Below are 18,936 nucleotides of genomic sequence, written 5' to 3' on the forward strand. Positions count from 1 at the left end.
TCACACCTTTATCAAATAAAAATCAATAACATTAATATAATAATGCTACCTATTACCATTGAAACCATATACCATCTTATTTGTCCATTTTCTAAACTGACAATATAGGCATTTATTTTCTTTATACCCCACATAATCCAATCATCCCATAAGGCTAGTGGATCCTTTTTCAATAAGTTTGCTAAATAAATATACGGTTTTACAAAAAAATTATTTAACAAATAGTCGAATCGCCAATCACTTTTACATAATTTTCCTAACGATTTGATCATCGGAGTATTAAGAATTTCATGAACTTCAGCATTCGGATGAGCATAAAGAATATATGCAATGACAAAACTTAATAGGGTTACTGCACACAATAATATTCTAAATGGGATTTGACCTTGTGTATCTAAATTGGCTAGTGGGATTATCCCTTGTATCGGTAATGGTAAGTAGATAAACAGTGCCGTAGTAAATATCAATAAAATAAAAATCGGATAATAATTTATTTTTCTGATTCTTATTATTTTTTCAATTTTAATTGAATGATGAAAAACTAAAAATATCAAACGCCAAATGCATAAACTCGACAATAAAATTCCTAATAAGCCAATAGTACCGGCCATTAAGCTATCTTGAGCCATTAAACCCCAGATAATATCGCCTTTAATATAAAAAGATGCGGAGACCCACGGTAAGGCACTAAGTGATAACATGATGACTAAGAAAATTGCATATAAGACTCTATTAGACTTTAACAAGCCACCAAGTTTATTGATGTCCCGTTCACCTTGGCACTGTTTGATTAAAATTGCAGAAGCAAGAATGAGTAAAGTGCTAGTTACAGTATAATTAATCAAACAACTTAATGATAAATTCCAGCTCTGCGTCGAAAATGCATAAAATAGATAACTTATTTGCGCTAAATTGATATAAGTTATAATCTGTTTTATATCATTTTGAACCAAAGCAATACTACTAGCAAAAATAACAGTTAAAGAAGCGAATAAAAGCATTATATAAAGCGTATCACTTGACATCATAAACAGATTACTTAGCCTTAGGACTAGATAAACACCAGCGAATATAACAGTAGATGATTGCAATAACGCGACAGCAGGCATCGGTGCTAGTGTTGTTTCTTTGAACCATGAATGCATTGGGAAAAGCGCTGATTTACTCATAGCGCCAAGGAATAACATCAACGTAATCCAAAAAATAATGTCTGAATCAACTGCTAAGTCATTATGTGCTTTTATTAAAATATCACTGATTTTTAATGTTTCTAAAGTCTGATAAAGTAAAAATATACCTATGATTAGAAAAATATCAGTTAAATGCATCATAACAAATGCTTTAACTGCTGCATAACTATTGCGAGTTTGTTTGTAGTAGATACCAATAAGTAAGTAAGTACTTATACTTACCCCTTCCCAACCAAGTAACATCACAAACAAATTATCAACAAGAACAACCGTTAACACACTTGCTATCAGTAAATTGCTATATGCATAAAAAGTGTAAATATCTTTCCTCGATTTTAAATAACAGGCAGCAAAAAAATAGATCAACAAACCAAAGAATGATATTAATACCAAGAATGTCAGTGATAAGCCATCTAGCGTTAAAGATATAGGAACATCAAAATCACCAACTGAAAACCAAGTCCATAAATTTCTTGTATAAACCAATGTCATATCTGGAACTGTATTGGTAGTAAAATCAATACAAGAAAATATTGTTATTAATCCAACAAGAAACATCGTACAAATCCCGATTAACATAACATTAATGGATTGTATTTGTCGCCCAAAACAGACTAATATCAAGAAAGATAGCAATGGAACAATGATAGTTAAATAAAGTAAATTCATCCTTTCATTTCACTCAATGAGTCAATATTAAAGTTTTTACGTCGATAAATTAATTTTACCAATAAAGCAAGCCCGACCGATATTTGAGCTAATACAGCGGTTACCGCTAATATAGCAAGCACCTCTCCATCGGATTGCTGCCAATAACTACTTGCGACAAAAAGTGCAGCGATGGCCCCATTATTCATGATGACAAGACTTAACAATAAGAAATAGAGATTACGTCTAATCATTACCCCTAAAAGTCCTATTACAAATAAGATTGAGGCAAAAATCAAACCATACATAAGTGGTATCACATTATTTCTCCGACAGCATTCGATGCATAAAATGATAAGATATAACTGCAGCGCCTAACAGTAAAAACGCAGCTAACTCAGCCATTAATACATAAGCATAGATTGACATTTGGTGCATCAATTCATGCGATTCAGTGAACTGCGTATAGTCAGTACTTACTACGCCATAAATAAGAACAACTAATAAAATAAATGCTAAAACTAATGGCCCTAGCCAAATTTTGGGGCTAATACCATGTTTACCATTTTCAACATTGTCACGACGAATTTCCAGCATTAAAGAAACAGCCCTAAACAGGATGACACCTCCGCTAATAAACAAGAGAATATATAAAACAGCCGAAATATATGTTTCAAGTAGAATAAATATTAATGCTGATGCAAAAAGGGATATAGCCAGATATAAAATTGCTTTTTCTACTCGCCGACAAAAAATCACTTTTATACTTGCAACAACAGCAATTATCGATGCGATATAAAAAACAACGATCATTAATTCATCCAATACCTATTCATAATGTCATTAGTATATACTTAATTGACAACAATATACAGTTTACTAACCTAGTGTTAATACAAAAAAGTCTTTCTAAATAGAATTTTAACTTTTCATGATAGTAAGAATATTCATTTAGCAAATATAATAAAAACAATAGAAATAATAAAATCCATAAAATTTTATTATTTAAATTCAATACAACATTGTTATAAAGTATATATCCTGAGCGATTAACCTATATTTATACCGTTTTCTTTAAATTGTCATTTTAATCGTGCAGCTTAAAGGTACTTAGGCAAAATATAAACAAGTAGAGAATAGAATGAATAATCAATACTCATCAATGCGAAGCAACGTCAACATGTTAGGCACCTTATTGGGCGATGCAATTAAACGCGCAACAGGTAATGAAACTTTCGATTTAGTCGAAAAAATCCGTCAGTTATCCAAATCGGCGCAACAAGGAAATAAACAAGCGCATAACGAATTACTTAAGTTAATAGAGAATCTTAATGATCAAGATCTACTTCATGTTGCACGTGCATTTAACCAATTTTTAAATTTAGTTAACACTGCTGCAGAGTATTATGGTATTTCGCCTCATGGCGAAGCATCAAGCAGTCCTAAAAAAATGACTGAATTATTCAAATCACTTAAAAACTTAAATTTTTCCCCTCAGACTATTTCACAAGCGATTGATAATTTATCTATTGAGTTAGTACTTACTGCTCATCCAACGGAAATCAACCGCCGCACAATGATTAATACTTATACCGCAATTAATAGTTGCTTATCACAACTTGACCATAATGATTTAGCCGATTATGAAAAAGAACGGATTATGCGTCGTTTAAAACAGCTCGTTTGCCAAGCATGGTATACCGATGAAATTCGTAAAAAACGTCCTACTCCTCTTGATGAAGCTAAGTGGGGATTTTCGGTTATTGAAGATAGTTTATGGGAAGGTGTTCCTTTATTTTTACGTGAGTTCAATGACCAGCTAGTTGATTCCTTTAATGAAGAACTATCCGTTGAACATGTACCCGTTAAATTTACCTCATGGATGGGCGGAGATCGAGATGGCAACCCAAATGTGACAGCAAAGGTGACTGAAAAGGTCATGTTACAAGCCAGATTAAAAGCAATCGAATTATTTTTAGCTGATATTCAGATTTTAGTTCGTGAATTATCCATGACAGAATGTAGTCAATCGGTTATTGATTTATTAAACGAACAAAATAAAACAGCATCAGAGCCTTACCGAGCAGTAATGAAACAACTACGGTCTCGTTTAGTTAAAACTCATAGTTATATCGTTTCTCTATTAAACAATGAGCAAGTTTTAGCACCAGCCGATCTGTTGACTAAAAATGAACAATTATGGACACCACTTTATATCTGTTATGAATCTTTAATAGAGAATGGCATGTCAACTATTGCCCATGGGCCATTATTAGATACATTAAGACGTATTAAAAGCTTTGGGTTGCAATTAGTTCGATTAGATATTCGCCAAGATAGTTCTGTACACACAGAAGCATTAGACGCCTTAACTAAAGAACTTAATTTAGGTAGTTACGCCTCATGGACAGAAGAAGAAAAACAGGAATTTTTATTAGCTGAATTACAATCTAATCGACCATTACTTCCTTATAATTGGCAACCTGATGAAATGGTTCAAGAAGTATTAGATACCTGCCGAGTTATCAAAAAAGCTGGTGAGGAATCAATTGCTTCTTATGTAATTTCAATGGCCAAAGCACCTTCTGATATTTTGGCTGTTTATTTACTTCTAAAAAGTGTTGATTGCCAAAAAAATATTCCTGTTGCGCCTTTATTTGAAACCTTAGAAGATTTAAATAATGCTAAATCTGTTATGCAAAAACTTTTAGATATTCCTTGGTATCGTGAAAAGATCAATGGCAAACAGATGGTAATGATTGGCTATTCAGATTCAGCGAAAGATGCAGGATCGCTTGCTGCGTCATGGGCACAATATCGGTCACAAGAAGAACTAGTCAATTTATTTGAAAAATATAATATCAACTTAGTATTATTCCATGGTCGTGGTGGTTCAATTGGACGTGGTGGTGCACCAGCTCATGCGGCTTTACTTTCACAACCACCAGGATCACTTAAAGGTGGTTTACGTGTTACCGAACAAGGTGAGATGATTAGATTTAAGCTTGGTTTACCTGAGGTTGCACTTAGTAGTTTAATGCTTTATGCCTCAGCGATTTTACAAGCAAATTTACTTCCACCTCCAGAGCCTAAGCAAGTCTGGCGAGATATTATGGATGAAATGTCAGATTATTCTTGCCAATGCTATCGAAGCTATGTTCGAGAAAAAGCTGAATTTGTCGATTATTTTAGAGCCGTTACACCAGAAGCTGAACTAGGTAGATTACCATTAGGTTCTCGTCCACAAAAACGTCGAACAGGTGGGGGGATTGAGAGCCTACGAGCAATACCATGGATTTTTGCTTGGACACAAAACCGTTTAATGGTGCCATCATGGCTTGGTGCAGGTAGTGCACTTAGAGTTGTTATCAGTGAAGGCAAAAAAGAGCAATTGCAAGATATGTATCATAATTGGCCATTTTTTAATGCTCGTTTAGGAATGCTAGAAATGGTTTATGCCAAAGCAGCACCAAATATTCATGAATATTATGAACAACGTCTAGTTTCTTCTACATTATGGCCATTAGGTGATGAATTAAGAAATTTATTAACTGAAGATATCAATACTGTACTAACGATCACAGATGATATTAGCTTAATGGCAGACTTGCCATGGATTGCCGAATCAGTCGCATTGCGTAATACTTATATTGAACCTCTTAACTTATTGCAAGCCGAATTATTGAGTCGTTCTCGTAAAAATAATGATGAAAATAGTATCGTTGAACAAGGATTAATGATAACTATTTCAGGTATTGCAGCTGGAATGCGAAATTCAGGATAATAAAAAAGGGCTTATTCGCCCTTTTTATTTTGAGAAAGTTGTTCCAAATATGCTTTAGCATCTTCATCACCTTGCTCGCTAGCTTTGGTGAACCAATAGATAGCTAACTTGATATTTTGTTTAACATCCTGACCTTCAAGGTATTTAATAGCTAAATTATATTGAGCATCAACACTTCCTTGATTGGCGGCTTTATTATACCAATCTATAGCTTTTTTCTCGTCTTTAGGGACCCCACCACCAACATCATACATAACAGCAATATTATATTGGGCATCAGCATTACCACCCTCGGCTGCTTTAGTAAACCAATAAGCTGCTTGAGTATTATCTGGTCTTGTCCCCGAGCCTGTTGCATACATAATACCTAAATTATACATTGCCAATACATGGCCTCGTTCTGCGGCTTGCGTATAAAAATAAAGTGCTGCAACATAATCCTGAGTTAAACCATCACCATTTTGAGACATTAATCCTAAATAATATTGTGCTTCAGCATTATTATCTTTTGCAGCTTGACTAAACCAATCAGCAGCAATCATTCGATCTTTTTCTACATCATCACCAAAAAAGTACATAATACCCAAATTTAAATAGGCATCATAAATACCTTGATCACCGGCTTGAGTAAAATAATTAATCGCAGCAGAAATATCTTTAGCAACTCCCTCTCCATTTTTATACATTAACGCTAAATTATATTTAGCTAAAGCGTAATTCTGATCTGCAGCCAATTTAAAAAATTTAAATGCTTCAGATAAATTTACTTTGGTTCCTAATCCATTTTGATACATATAGGCTAAATTGTTTTGTGCCCTAGCTGATCCCTGTTCAGCAGCTTTATTAAACCAAAAAAAGGCTCTTAAATCATTAACTTCAACACCTAATCCTTGTTTATAAATGGTACCGAGAGTATATTGTGATTGCATATCACCCTTTTCAGCAGCAAGTAATAAAGAAGGTATTAGTGAACTAGGATCGCTCACTTTTAATTCCGTATCAGGCTGTGTTTTAGCTTCAATTGCCATTACTCCACAAGAGATAAATAACATCAAAGCCAATATAATTTGAAGTTTTTTCATAATTGTCTAAATGCCATAATATTGGCAATAATTATACATAATTGCCCTAAAAGGGAATAGTTTTGTTTTGCAATAAACGTTATCCATTACTTTCCCCATTAATTAGTTAAATATATTACAAACCAAGTTCGTGCCAAATTTCATCAACATGGGCTACCACCTTTTCATCTTTCGTAATAATGCTACCCCATTCTCGATTTGTTTCGCCCTGCCACTTATTTGTAGCATCCAATCCCATTTTAGATCCCAAACCAGACACTGGTGAAGCGAAGTCTAGATAATCAATTGGAGTATTATCAACAAAAGTAGTATCTCGGTGTGGATCCATTCTTGTTGAGATCGCCCACATAACATCTTTCCAATCCCTTGCGTTAATATCATCATCACAAATAATAATAAATTTTGTATACATAAATTGTCTTAAATAAGACCAAACGCCCATCATGACTCTTTTGGCATGTCCTGGGTATTGTTTTTTAATTGTGACAATAGCAATACGGTAAGAACATCCCTCTGGTGGAAGATAAAAATCAACAATTTCAGGAAATTGCTTTTGCAATATTGGAATAAACACTTCATTTAATGCTAATCCCATTACAGCTGGTTCATCTGGAGGCCTACCGGTATAAGTGGAATGATAAATTGCATCTTTGCGTCGAGTTAAATGAGTCACCGTAAACACGGCAAATTTTTCAACTTCATTATAATAACCAGTATGATCACCGTAAGGGCCTTCAGCAGCTAGTTCTTTGGGATTGATATAACCTTCGAGAATAATTTCAGCTGTCGCTGGCACTTCTAATTCATTTGATAATGACTTCACAACTTCAGTTCGACTATTTCGTAACAATCCTGCAAAAGCGTATTCTGATAATGTATCTGGTACCGGCGTAACGGCACTTAATATAGTTGCCGGATCTGCGCCTATTGCGATACTAACTGGAAAATTTTCATTTGGATGAGATTTTTGCCATTCAGCAAAATCAAGCGCGCCACCTCGATGCGATAACCAACGCATGATTAATTTATTTTTACCTAATAATTGTAAGCGATAAACGCCAATATTTTGACGCTCTTTATGAGGCCCTTTGGTTACTGTTAACCCCCAAGTTACAAGTGGAGCAACATCTCCTGGCCAGCAATGCATAATAGGTAATTGAGTTAAATCGACCTCATCATCTTTAAAAATTAATTCCTGACAAGGTGCTGAAGACCGATGCTTTACCGGCATATTGAGAACTTGTTTATATTTAGGCAAAACATTAAAAAACTGTCGAATACCTTTCGGTGGTTCAGGCTCTCGTAAAAAAGCGAGTAATTCGCCAATTTCTCGCAATTGCGTGGTATCTTCACGTCCCATCGCCATAGCGACTCGTTTAGCCGTACCGAAAAGATTACACAATACTGGAATTTTATAACCAATTGGATTTTCGAATAATAATGCCGGGCCTTGTGAACGTAATACACGATCAGCGATTTCTGTCATTTCAAGATAAGGATTAACTGGATAACTAATTCGTTTCAGTTCGCCTTGCTGCTCAAGGTAATCTAAAAAATTTCGAAAATTAGATAATGCCATTATTACTCCTTTCAACTCTAAATTACATTAATCAAATACAAGCTGATAAATATTAACTAATCTGCATCGAAGTTTTCACTATATATAGGAACTTCTTTGATCTGATTACACTCAACAATTTTAGGTAATAAAATTTGAAACTGTTGCTGATCAACTTCAGTAAATTTATTTTGATCTACTTGATAAAATAGATAATCCTCAGCTTTATTATCTGTTTGAATCGAAGCTAACCAGTAATTACGATCATCACTATTTTCATTGGCAAAAATTTTAATAATGCTATTTTCTCGTTTCTCAGGTTGATTATGTAATTTATAATCGATAATTTTTTCGGCAATTTGAGAATCATACTCATCAAAAATAATGTAGTCACCTTGATTTGCTTTACATTTTTTTATATTTATCTCAGCATAACTGTTTGACATTAGAAAGAATAAACTAAACAACAAAAAGATATATTGGTTAAATTTCATTTTTGGTCTCTTAAATTAATTTTCTCAATTGAACCAATTTTACCAATAGCCTCACAATTATTTGGTGATACAGTAAGATTGGCTGCACTATTTATAGTTAACCATTGATAAGATAAATGTTCTGTAAGCACTGGCGTTATCTCATCACAAAGAGGTAAATAAAACCAATGCTCTTTATTTATCTTTATTTCTGGTGCATACCGATATCTGAACTGAGGGAAAATTTCAAATTCAACCACATGTTTTGCATCAATTAATTTAAGATTTTTTCCATTAATATCTATACCGGTCTCTTCAAAAACTTCACGAATTGCCGCCTCCCTTGGCAATTCATTTTCTTCCAAACTACCTGTAACTGATTGCCAAAAATTAGGATCATCTTTACGTTGCAACATAAGAACACGCTGAGTGCTTTTACAATAAATAACAACTAAAACTGACTCAGGGTTCTTATACTTTTGCATATAAATACCGTTACTTTTGGCTCACTTCGATACCAAGTTCCTTTAACGCTGCTGGATTAGCTGGACTAGGTGCATCAGTTAACAAACATGTTGCTGCAGTTGTTTTTGGAAAAGCAATAACATCACGGATATTATCTGTTCCAGTTAATAGCATAGTTAATCTATCTAAACCAAAGGCTAAACCTGCATGCGGTGGCGTACCATATTTTAGCGCATCAAGTAAGAAGCCAAATTTTTCACGTTGATCATCTTCATTAATACCTAAAATTGAGAATACGGCTTGTTGCATTTCACTTCGATGAATACGCACAGAACCACCACCGACTTCATAACCATTAATAACCATATCGTATGCATTAGCTACCGCATTTTCAGGGTTACTGATTAATTGCTCTGGAGTGAAATCCTTCGGTGACGTGAATGGATGATGCATAGCACTTAAGCCTTCGTCTGTTTCTTCAAACATAGGGAAATCAACAACCCAAAGTACTGCCCATTTATTCTCATCAGTTATACTTAAATCTTTACCGACTTTCAAACGTAAAGCCCCTAATGCATCACTAACAACTTTATAACTATCTGCACCAAATAGTAAAATATCACCATCTTTAGCATCAGCACGATTCAATAAAGCTTCCATTTGAGATTCATTAAAGAATTTAGCTACTGGGCTTTGTACACCAGCTAAACCTTTGTTACGTTCATTAACTTTGATCCAAGCCATACCTTTAGCGCCATATACCGAAATAAATTGCGTATAATCATCTAATTGTTTGCGCGTTAATTGTGCACCATTTGGTACGCAAAGCAGTGCAACGCGGCCTTTTGGATCATTCGCTGGCGTTGAAAATACTTTAAAATCGATATCTTTTACTAAATCAGCTACATCAATAATTTCCAGTGGATTACGTAAATCTGGTTTATCACTACCAAATCGTCGCATTGCTTCAGCAAAAGTTAATATTGGAAAACTACCTAAATCGACATTTTTCACATGTAACCAAAGTTCACGAATCATTTTCTCCATTATTTCACGTACTTGCTCAGCACTCATAAAAGAGGTTTCAACATCAATTTGGGTAAATTCTGGCTGACGATCAGCGCGAAGATCTTCATCACGAAAACATTTAACTATTTGATAATAGCGATCAAAGCCTGACATCATTAGCAGCTGTTTAAATAGCTGTGGCGATTGTGGTAGTGCATAAAACTCACCATTATGAACACGACTAGGTACAAGATAATCTCGAGCCCCTTCAGGTGTTGCTTTGGTTAACATTGGTGTTTCGATATCTAAAAAGCCATGTTCATTCATGAAAGAGCGAACAAATGCGGTAATTTGGGCTCGAGTTTTGAAAATGGTAGACATTTCCGGGCGACGCAAATCAATATAACGATATTTTAAACGCTGCTCTTCACTGTTATTTTGATTAAAATCAAGAGGTAAGATATCACTACGATTAAAAATAATCAGCTCTGTGGCCAAAATTTCAACTTCACCCGTTGCCATATCTTTATTAACTTGACCGTCAGGTCTTGCTCTTACTTTCCCTTTAATTTGAATACAAAATTCATTACGTAATTCGCCAGCTAATTCGTGTGCTTGTGGGTAATCAGGATCAAAAAAAACTTGCACAATTCCTTCACGATCACGCATATCAATAAAAATCATTCCACCTAAATCTCGGCGTTTATTGACCCATCCACATAGTGTGACTTCTTGATTAATATAACTTGCGTTTAATTGTCCGCAATAAATTGTTCTCATTAAATATATCCTGTGTACAATTGTCAAAAATGATAATTATTATAGAGCAATTTATCGGGGGATAAAGACCATCTATAAAAATAATCCTTATTTAATTTATTTATACTCAGTTTATGATAATAATTTTAATTTATATAATCATTTGTAAATTTATTTAAATTCAATAAGATAATTAATCAAAATACATCTTTTATAAATAAATTTGAAAAATGATTAATTTAATAACTTGTCATATCTGATATTTATTAATAAGCTTTAGGATTATTTAAATATTGTTTATTGGATATGAAAGCTTTAATTTCAATTGATTATACCAATGATTTCATTGCTGATGATGGAGCATTAACAACTGGCGCTGTGGGTCAACAAATTGAATCAGAAATGATAAATATAACTCAATCATTTATTAAAAATAATGAGTTTATCGTTTTTGCTATTGATGCTCATAATCCCTTAGATAAATACCATCCGGAAAATTCGCTATTTCCCCCTCACAATCTTGTTGGGACTGTTGGCCAACAATTATTTGGTAAATTACAGCAACTTTACCAACAACATCAATATTCAGACAATATCTACTGGATCAATAAACGTCACTACTCAGCATTTTGTGGTACGGATCTTGACCTCCGTTTACGCGAAAGACATATCACTGAAATCCATCTGATTGGCGTTTGTACTGATATTTGTATTTTACATACGGCTGTAGATGCCTATAACTTAGGTTATAAATTAGTTATTCATCAAAATGCTGTTGCAAGCTTTGATCCCATTGGCCATCAATGGGCTTTAAAGCATTTTCAAAATACCTTAGGAGCAACCGTAGTATAAGAAGTGCAGTGTAAAAATAGATAAAAAAATGAAGAAGGAGCAAGAATGGAAGTTTTACGAGACTATAAATTGCATTTAATTGCCTTTTTAGTAGTAATTATTTGTGAGCTTATCGGCAGACAAACTATATGGATTATTGCAGTTTATCCAATGCTATATGCAATGATTTTTGGTGGCATCATTAGCTTCCCAAAACTAAAAATATTAACCAACAAAAATATGCAAAATGCAAGTCTTGTGATGATGGTTACATTAATTCTACTTGTGGCAAAACTTGGCGTAGCTGTAGGCCCGAAAATTGATATGATTTTAGAAGATGCCAAGCTAGCCCTAATTTTTCAAGAATTAGGTCATTTTGCCGGAACCATTTTACTGGGCCTACCATTAGCAATGATATTAGGTATGAAACGAGAAGCCGTTGGGGCTACTTATTCGGTAGCTCGCGAACCTAATATCGCCATAGTTGCAGATAAATATGGTTTAGATTCACCCGAAGGTCGAGGTGTCATGGCTATGTATGTCTGCGGTACGCTTTATGGTGCGATTTGGATGAGTATTCTTGCCAGCTTAATAGCACAATTGAACATTTTACACCCATATGCGTTAGCAATGGGAGCTGGCGTAGGTAGTGGAAGTATGATGGCAGCCTCACTTGCACCAATAAGTGATTTATACCCTGACTTATCAGAAAACATTAATGCTTATGCTACCACAGCGAATTTAATGTCGGGAATGGTGGGCATGTATATTTACACACTATTTTCTTTGCCTTTCGCTTCTTTTATGTATAACACTTTAGACCGTTTCCGACGCAAGAAATAAGGATGTCATAATGAAGATTTTTGAGACGATTTTTGTATTTATTTTAGTCGCCATTATTATGGCAGCTGGTAACACCGTGGGATATAAAATTGATTTGATTTCATCGCTTGAAGCAGTAGCGATGCTAGTTATTATCTCTATTGTAGGACTGTTAATCAGTAAGTTACCTGGATTTAATAAATTACCGGTAATTTTATGGGTATCTGTGGTTGCAGCTATCATGTCAGCACCAATATTCCCATACCATCAAGAAATTGTTGCAATTACTGATCAAGTGTCATTACTTGCTGTTTGTACTCCTATACTTGCTTATGCAGGATTGGCTATCGGTAAAGATCTTGCACTATTTAAAAATATATCTTGGCGCATTATTCCCGTATCTTTAGCTGTTTTTTCTGGTACATTTATTTTTGCCGCTATAATTGCTCAAGTCACACTACACTGGGAAGGCGTTATCTAAATTTAGATAAGGATTTTATTTATGACAAAAGAAGAACTAAAGAAAAAAGTTTGCGATGCAATTGCAAATCGAAAAGCAGATATCAAGTCAATTGCCGAAGCAATTTGGTCAGAACCAGAGCTTGGTTACAAAGAACATAAAACCGCTAAAAAAGTAGAAGATGCTTTTGAAAAATTGGGTGTTCCTTTTAAAAATAAATTAGCCTTAACCGGGGTAAAAGGTCGTCTTAAAGGCGGTAAAGGTAGCAAATATAGTATAGCGGTTATTGGTGAGCTAGATGCTATCATCTGTGCCGACCACCCAGCTGCTGATGAAACATCAGGTGCAGCTCACTGCTGTGGACATAATGCCCAAATAGCCAACATGATGGCGGTTACCATGGGATTAATTGACTCAGGTGCAATGGAATTTTTAGCTGGTGATGTAGTACCATTTGCCGTTCCTGCAGAAGAATATGTTGAAATTACTTATCGAAATCGATTAATAGAAGAAGGTAAGATTAAATATATTGGTGGTAAACCAGAATTAATTTCACGTGGTGATTTTGATGATGTTGATATGGCATTACAAATACATTTAACCAGTGTACCTGCTGAACGCCAAGATGGTTTTATTGAGATCTCAACTACAAGCAATGGCTTTATTGGTAAACTAATAAAATATAAAGGTGAAGCATCCCATGCTGCCGCAGCTCCTCATGCTGGTGTAAATGCATTAAATGCAGCTATGATGGGAATGATGGGTGTACATGCTATCCGTGAAACATTTCAAGAAAAAGATTATATTCGTTTTCATCCAATTATTACCCAAGGTGGTGATTTAGTAAATGTTGTACCAAGCGATGTAAGAATGGAAAGTTATGTGCGAGCAGGTAATGTACCAGCCATGATTGATGCTAATGAAAGAATTAATCAAGCACTAAAGGCAGGAGCAATGGCTGTTGGTGCTACTTGTGAAATTAAAGATCTTCCAGGTTATCTGCCGTTAAATAATAATCCAACACTCAATGATTTTCTAAAACAAAATGCTGAAAATTTAATTGGTGAAGAAAATGTTTCAATTGCACCTCATATGACAGGAAGTACCGACACAGGTGATCTATCGCATATTATGCCAGTAAGTCACCCTTGGATTGGTTCGGTTAGAGGCGTATTACATGGTAAAGATTACACCGTATTTGATGAAGATATGGCTTATATCCGCCCTGCACAAATGATGGCCTGTACCATTATTGATTTACTTTATGATGATGCTGAATCAGCTCAAACACTAATGGCAAACTACAAGCCACTTATGACAAAAGAAGAATATTTAACATTCCTATCTGGTTTTGATAAATAAAGTTAAAAACTTGGCACAATCATGTGCCAAGTTTTTGTTATACTATACAAATCATTATCAACAATAACTATCACTTCATATGTTAACGCTTTCTGATCAAGAATTGCTACGCTACGACCGACAAATCACTTTGCATGGATTCGATATCGACAAGCAGCAAATTTTAAAAAATAGTACAGCATTAATTATAGGATTAGGCGGGTTAGGTTGTGCTGCTGCCGTCTATTTAGCAGCATCAGGCATCGGTAAACTAACATTGATTGATTTTGACACAATATCAGCGTCGAATTTAAATAGGCAAATTTTATATACTCAACAATCAATAAATCAGTATAAGGTTGAAGTCGCAAAACAAGCATTATGTAATATTAATGCCGATATGATTATTGAAACAATTAATCAGAAACTGAGTGATAATGAGCTAATTTCCCTAATCAAACAACATGATATCGTTATTGATTGCACAGATAATTTAACTAGCCGTGAACAAATTAATCGCTGTTGTTTTATCGAAAAGAAACCATTAATTTCTGGTGCAGCAATCCGCATGGAAGGTTTACTCACTGTATTCAATTATCAAGAGAATCAACCATGCTATCAATGCTTAAGTCAATTATTTGGGCAAAACCAGCTGACGTGTATTGAAGCGGGCGTAATGGCTCCATTAGTTGGTATGTTCGGTTCAATGCAAGCTCTAGAGGCAATCAAAGTACTTACAAATTATGGAAAACCTTTAATTGGTCGAGTTCTAATGATTGATAGTATGACAATGGAATTTAACCAAGTCATATTTACTAAACAAACTAATTGTATTGTGTGTGGAAACCAACATGCTAAACAGGATTTAAAATGCAAATAAATCGCATCATTTTAGCACCAATGGAAGGGGTTCTTGATTATCATGTGCGGCAAATATTAACCGAAATCAATCAATTTGATTATTGTGTAACTGAATTTGTAAGAGTAACCCAGCATAAATTATCAAACCGAACTTTTTATCGGCTATGTCCAGAACTTTATAATGAAGGAAAAACCTTATCAGGAACTCCAGTCCGAGTTCAACTATTAGGACAATCTCCTGAATGGATGGCAGAAAATGCCATTAGAGCGCTTGAACTAGGTTCTTATGGCATAGATATCAATTTTGGTTGTCCAGCTAAAACTGTTGTTGGCAGCCATGGCGGTGCTTATTTATTACAATATCCCGAGCAAATCTTGAAGATTGTAACGCAGGTTAGGACAGCAATTGGCTCTATCCCAACTTTATCAGTTAAAATTCGATTAGGTTGGGATGATAAATCTCACTGTTACGAAATAGCTGAAGCAATTGAACAAGCTGGTGCTAATGAAATTGTTATTCATGGACGAACAAAAATTGATGGATATAAAGCCGAGAAAATTGATTGGCTAACCATTGGTAAAATTAAGCAAAAATTAACCATTCCTGTTATTGCTAATGGTGAAATATTTTCTGCTGAAGATGCTAAAAATTGCATAACACAAAGTCATACAAATGACATTATGCTAGGTCGAGGAATACTTAATATTCCTAATTTAGCCAATACAATTCGTTTTAATCATTCACCATTAAATTGGCATCAAGTAATGCAATTACTACTTCGTTATGCAATGACATCAATCGAAGATGTTAAACCACTTTATCATTCGGCTAGGATAAAGCAGTGGTTAGCTTATTTAAGGCAATATTACCCACAAGCATCAATATTATTACCTGAAATCAGGCAACTAAAATCACAAAATGATATCTGCGAATTCCTGAACAACCACTTAGCTAATTAGAGGTAATCTAATCGATTTTATTGTCTCTAATTCGTGTCTTATTAAAATGATATTGAGTAGTGATATTAAGAATTATACAAATTAATGAACTAAGTAATAACAACAAAAACAATTTATGAATACTATTAAAAATAGCACTAAATGAATCAACATAATATTTTGATGGATTATTATCAATAAGGCTAAAGACAATAAAAATCACCGATAAAATAAAAATACTTGATATTGATATGCTTTTAACAAGTTTTCCATATCGAATTTTATCAGAGAAAATCTTAAAATTCCGCTTACTTATGATAAGACCTAGCAATACAGCAAACAAATAAATAGTAGCTAAATAATTATGTAATGTACCAGAAAATAAAGCTGTAAAAGCGTTACTTTCCAAAATATAACCTTTCAATAATATAAAACAGCTAAAAGTAGAAAAAACAATATAATGAATTTGTGAGAGATTCTTTTCAGTTAAACGAAACTTGTTTTGACTTTTAACAAAATAACCTTTTGAGAATTCAATTAAATAATATAACAGCAAAGCTTCAAGTAAATATCGGATAATAGCAAAAGTTATGCTAAGAAATATTTGCCCGAACGGCGATAGAGTTTGCAAGTGAATGTTAGTATTTATCGAAATAAAATAAGCTATAACTGAATAAATCGACATTAAAATGATTAATGAAATGACATTAATTCTATTAACTATATTAATATGAGCTGAATACAGAAATAACGTTAAAATACCAAACGTCCATAGAATTTCAACCAAACAAACATCTAAAAGAATTCGCAAAAAGAATGATGAATTCAAAAAAAGATGCCAGAATAGACCTTGTGGCAATAAAATATCTGTTTGTAAAAATAAAACCAATATAGTCAATAATATGCTTATTAAAAAATAGACTAAACTGCCTATTAGCGACAGTTGGAAGAAGGACCCGTTTTCCATTTCTATTTAATTTCCTAATTATCAATGTTTTTATTTATTGATAATAACTCGTCATTCAACTCTTTTTGAATAACTGGTTTTAATTAGCAGGTAAAAATAATTTATTCAATTCGTTTAATAAAATGCTTTATTTTAAACCCCATTAAAGCCAGTGATCCGAAATAGATGCCAATACCAACTATAACCAACAACAATAGACGACCAATTCTGGTTAACATTGAGCCAGTAGACCAATCAGGTAATAACTGAGCACCAAACCATAAAGTCAAAGACATCAATACAACAGCAATAATTACCTTGATTAAAAATCGATACCAGCCAGGTTGAGGTTGATAAAGATTCTTTTTACGTAATTGCCAAAATAATAAACCGGCATTAAAACAAGCAGCAAGGCCAATTGATAATGAAAGTCCTGCATGTTGTAATGGCCCAATAAATACCAAATTCATTAACTGAGTTAGTATCAAAGTGACAATGGCTATTTTAACGGGTGTTTTAATATCTTGTCTGGAATAAAACGCAGGCGCTAATACTTTAATTAAAATCAGCCCAAGTAAACCAATTGAATATGCAATTAAAGCACGTTGAGTCATTAACGTATCATTCAAAGTAAATTGTCCATACTCGAAGAGTGTTGAAATTAGTGGCTTAGAAATTACACCTAATGCCACAGTACTCGGTAAGGCTAATAAAAAACAGAGACGAAGGCCCCAATCTAATAATTCAGAATATTGCTGTTGATCACCTTTAGCAAAACTTTTCGCTAAAGATGGCAATAAAATAGTACCTAGTGCCACACCGAGCACACCGGCAGGAAACTCCATAAGTCGGTCAGCATAATACATCCAAGAAACAGAACCCGAAATTAAGAATGATGCAAAAATTGTATTAATGATTAACGATATTTGACCAACCGAAACACCTAAAATAGCAGGGCCCATCTGTTTTAACACTCGCCAAACACCACTATCTTTGAAGCTAATCCGAGGTAAAACTAACATACCAATCTTTTTTAAATATGGTAGCTGATAAAGCAGTTGTAAAACACCACCAATAACTACCGAAACAGCAAGTGCAAGTACCGGAGGATTAAAATAAGGTGTTAAAAATAATGTACAAACTATCATACTTAAATTAAGTAAAGTTGGCACAAAAGCAGGAACAGAAAAACGATTCCAAGTATTAAGTATAGCTCCAACTAATGATGCGAGTGAAATAAAAAAGATATAGGGAAATGTTATTCTCAACATCACAGTAGCAAGCTCAAACTTTTCAGTTGAATCTTGCATAAATCCAGGTGCAGTTAACATTATTATAAAAGGTGCAGTTATAACACCAATTAAGGTAACAATAGCTAATACTAGCGTTAATAGCCCAGCAACATAAGCCACAAAAGTACGTGATGCTTCAATCCCTTGTTGATTTTTATATTCAGCTAAAATCGGTACAAACGCCTGTGAAAATGCACCTTCGGCAAAAATACGGCGAAGCAAATTTGGTAATTTGAAGGCAACAAAAAAGGCATCAGTTGCCATCCCCGCACCAAAAAAACGGGCAATAATCGCATCACGAACAAAGCCTAAAACTCGTGAAACCATTGTCATTGAGCTGACTGTAGCTAAAGATTTTAAAAGATTCATATATAATTTATGTACAAAGTACATAGCTAAAAACGATTAATTAGGTATAGTCTACAAACTATTGTTCTAAATCACCACGATTTTTTAATAAGCAATATTTTTGGGCGC

The 18,936-nt window shown here is 34.1% G+C and carries 16 protein-coding genes; 7 read left to right on the forward strand and 9 right to left on the reverse strand.

Features of this window, described 5'->3' with window-relative positions:
- Positions 1-11: 11 nt before the first annotated feature.
- The 3 genes from AC5LWZ_RS11640 to AC5LWZ_RS11650 are packed head-to-tail and all read right to left on the reverse strand — an operon-like array spanning position 12 to position 2,651.
- Positions 12-1,859, reverse strand: a complete 1,848-nt coding sequence (locus tag AC5LWZ_RS11640) for an NADH-quinone oxidoreductase subunit 5 family protein (RefSeq protein ID WP_493463756.1) — start codon at positions 1,857-1,859, stop codon at positions 12-14.
- Positions 1,856-2,158, reverse strand: a complete 303-nt coding sequence (gene nuoK, locus AC5LWZ_RS11645) for an NADH-quinone oxidoreductase subunit NuoK (RefSeq protein WP_065577763.1) — start codon at positions 2,156-2,158, stop codon at positions 1,856-1,858. The genes AC5LWZ_RS11640 and nuoK overlap by 4 nt, the downstream gene beginning before the upstream one ends.
- 1 nt (position 2,159) lies before the next feature.
- Complete coding sequence (locus AC5LWZ_RS11650; RefSeq protein WP_493463757.1) at positions 2,160-2,651, reverse strand: NADH-quinone oxidoreductase subunit J family protein; 492 nt, start codon at positions 2,649-2,651, stop codon at positions 2,160-2,162.
- Positions 2,652-2,979: 328 nt separating this feature from the next.
- Here AC5LWZ_RS11650 and ppc point away from each other — a divergent pair, with 328 nt between their 5' ends.
- Positions 2,980-5,622 (forward strand): phosphoenolpyruvate carboxylase, encoded by a 2,643-nt coding sequence (ppc, locus tag AC5LWZ_RS11655; RefSeq protein WP_493463758.1) that lies wholly within the window; start codon positions 2,980-2,982, stop codon positions 5,620-5,622.
- Between the two features lie 11 nt (positions 5,623-5,633).
- On the opposite strand, the gene AC5LWZ_RS11660 is transcribed toward ppc, so the two are convergent.
- The 5 genes from AC5LWZ_RS11660 to aspS all read right to left on the reverse strand — a co-directional run bounded on the left by AC5LWZ_RS11660 (position 5,634) and on the right by aspS (position 10,988).
- Entirely contained in the window at positions 5,634-6,704 is a 1,071-nt protein-coding gene (locus tag AC5LWZ_RS11660) for an SEL1-like repeat protein (RefSeq protein WP_110447073.1), read from the reverse strand.
- 115 nt (positions 6,705-6,819) lie between these two features.
- The gene (gene ubiD, locus AC5LWZ_RS11665) at positions 6,820-8,283 is read right to left on the reverse strand and encodes a 4-hydroxy-3-polyprenylbenzoate decarboxylase (RefSeq protein ID WP_493463759.1); all 1,464 of its coding nucleotides are present in this window, start codon (positions 8,281-8,283) and stop codon (positions 6,820-6,822) included.
- A gap of 56 nt (positions 8,284-8,339) precedes the next feature.
- Positions 8,340-8,756, reverse strand: coding sequence for a hypothetical protein (locus tag AC5LWZ_RS11670; protein ID WP_086359542.1), 417 nt, complete (start codon positions 8,754-8,756; stop codon positions 8,340-8,342).
- Entirely contained in the window at positions 8,753-9,220 is a 468-nt protein-coding gene (gene nudB, locus AC5LWZ_RS11675) for a dihydroneopterin triphosphate diphosphatase (protein WP_110447071.1), read from the reverse strand. Before nudB ends, AC5LWZ_RS11670 begins: the two co-directional genes overlap by 4 nt.
- 10 nt (positions 9,221-9,230) lie before the next feature.
- Entirely contained in the window at positions 9,231-10,988 is a 1,758-nt protein-coding gene (gene aspS, locus AC5LWZ_RS11680; protein ID WP_493463760.1) for an aspartate--tRNA ligase, read from the reverse strand.
- Between the two features lie 285 nt (positions 10,989-11,273).
- Here aspS and AC5LWZ_RS11685 point away from each other — a divergent pair, with 285 nt between their 5' ends.
- From AC5LWZ_RS11685 to dusC, 6 genes are all read left to right on the forward strand, one after another.
- Complete coding sequence (locus AC5LWZ_RS11685) at positions 11,274-11,819, forward strand: cysteine hydrolase family protein (protein ID WP_086359842.1); 546 nt, start codon at positions 11,274-11,276, stop codon at positions 11,817-11,819.
- A gap of 45 nt (positions 11,820-11,864) precedes the next feature.
- Positions 11,865-12,641 carry a DUF3100 domain-containing protein gene (locus tag AC5LWZ_RS11690; protein WP_086354316.1) on the forward strand — a complete coding sequence of 259 codons (777 nt, stop codon included), beginning with the start codon at positions 11,865-11,867 and terminating at the stop codon, positions 12,639-12,641.
- Between the two features lie 10 nt (positions 12,642-12,651).
- Positions 12,652-13,101: a hypothetical protein gene (locus AC5LWZ_RS11695; protein ID WP_065577773.1), complete on the forward strand. Its 450-nt coding sequence runs from the start codon at positions 12,652-12,654 to the stop codon at positions 13,099-13,101.
- Positions 13,102-13,122: 21 nt separating this feature from the next.
- The gene (locus AC5LWZ_RS11700) at positions 13,123-14,442 is read left to right on the forward strand and encodes an amidohydrolase (protein ID WP_110447068.1); all 1,320 of its coding nucleotides are present in this window, start codon (positions 13,123-13,125) and stop codon (positions 14,440-14,442) included.
- A gap of 79 nt (positions 14,443-14,521) precedes the next feature.
- Positions 14,522-15,301, forward strand: a complete 780-nt coding sequence (locus AC5LWZ_RS11705) for a molybdopterin-synthase adenylyltransferase MoeB (protein ID WP_110447067.1) — start codon at positions 14,522-14,524, stop codon at positions 15,299-15,301.
- Positions 15,292-16,242 carry a tRNA dihydrouridine(16) synthase DusC gene (dusC, locus tag AC5LWZ_RS11710; RefSeq protein ID WP_493463761.1) on the forward strand — a complete coding sequence of 317 codons (951 nt, stop codon included), beginning with the start codon at positions 15,292-15,294 and terminating at the stop codon, positions 16,240-16,242. Before AC5LWZ_RS11705 ends, dusC begins: the two co-directional genes overlap by 10 nt.
- Before the next feature lie 1,047 nt (positions 16,243-17,289).
- Here the strand turns inward: dusC and murJ are convergent.
- Complete coding sequence (murJ, locus tag AC5LWZ_RS11715; RefSeq protein ID WP_493463762.1) at positions 17,290-18,828, reverse strand: murein biosynthesis integral membrane protein MurJ; 1,539 nt, start codon at positions 18,826-18,828, stop codon at positions 17,290-17,292.
- Positions 18,829-18,936 lie beyond the last annotated feature (108 nt).

The organism is Gilliamella sp. LMG 34362 (genome assembly GCF_984569125.1).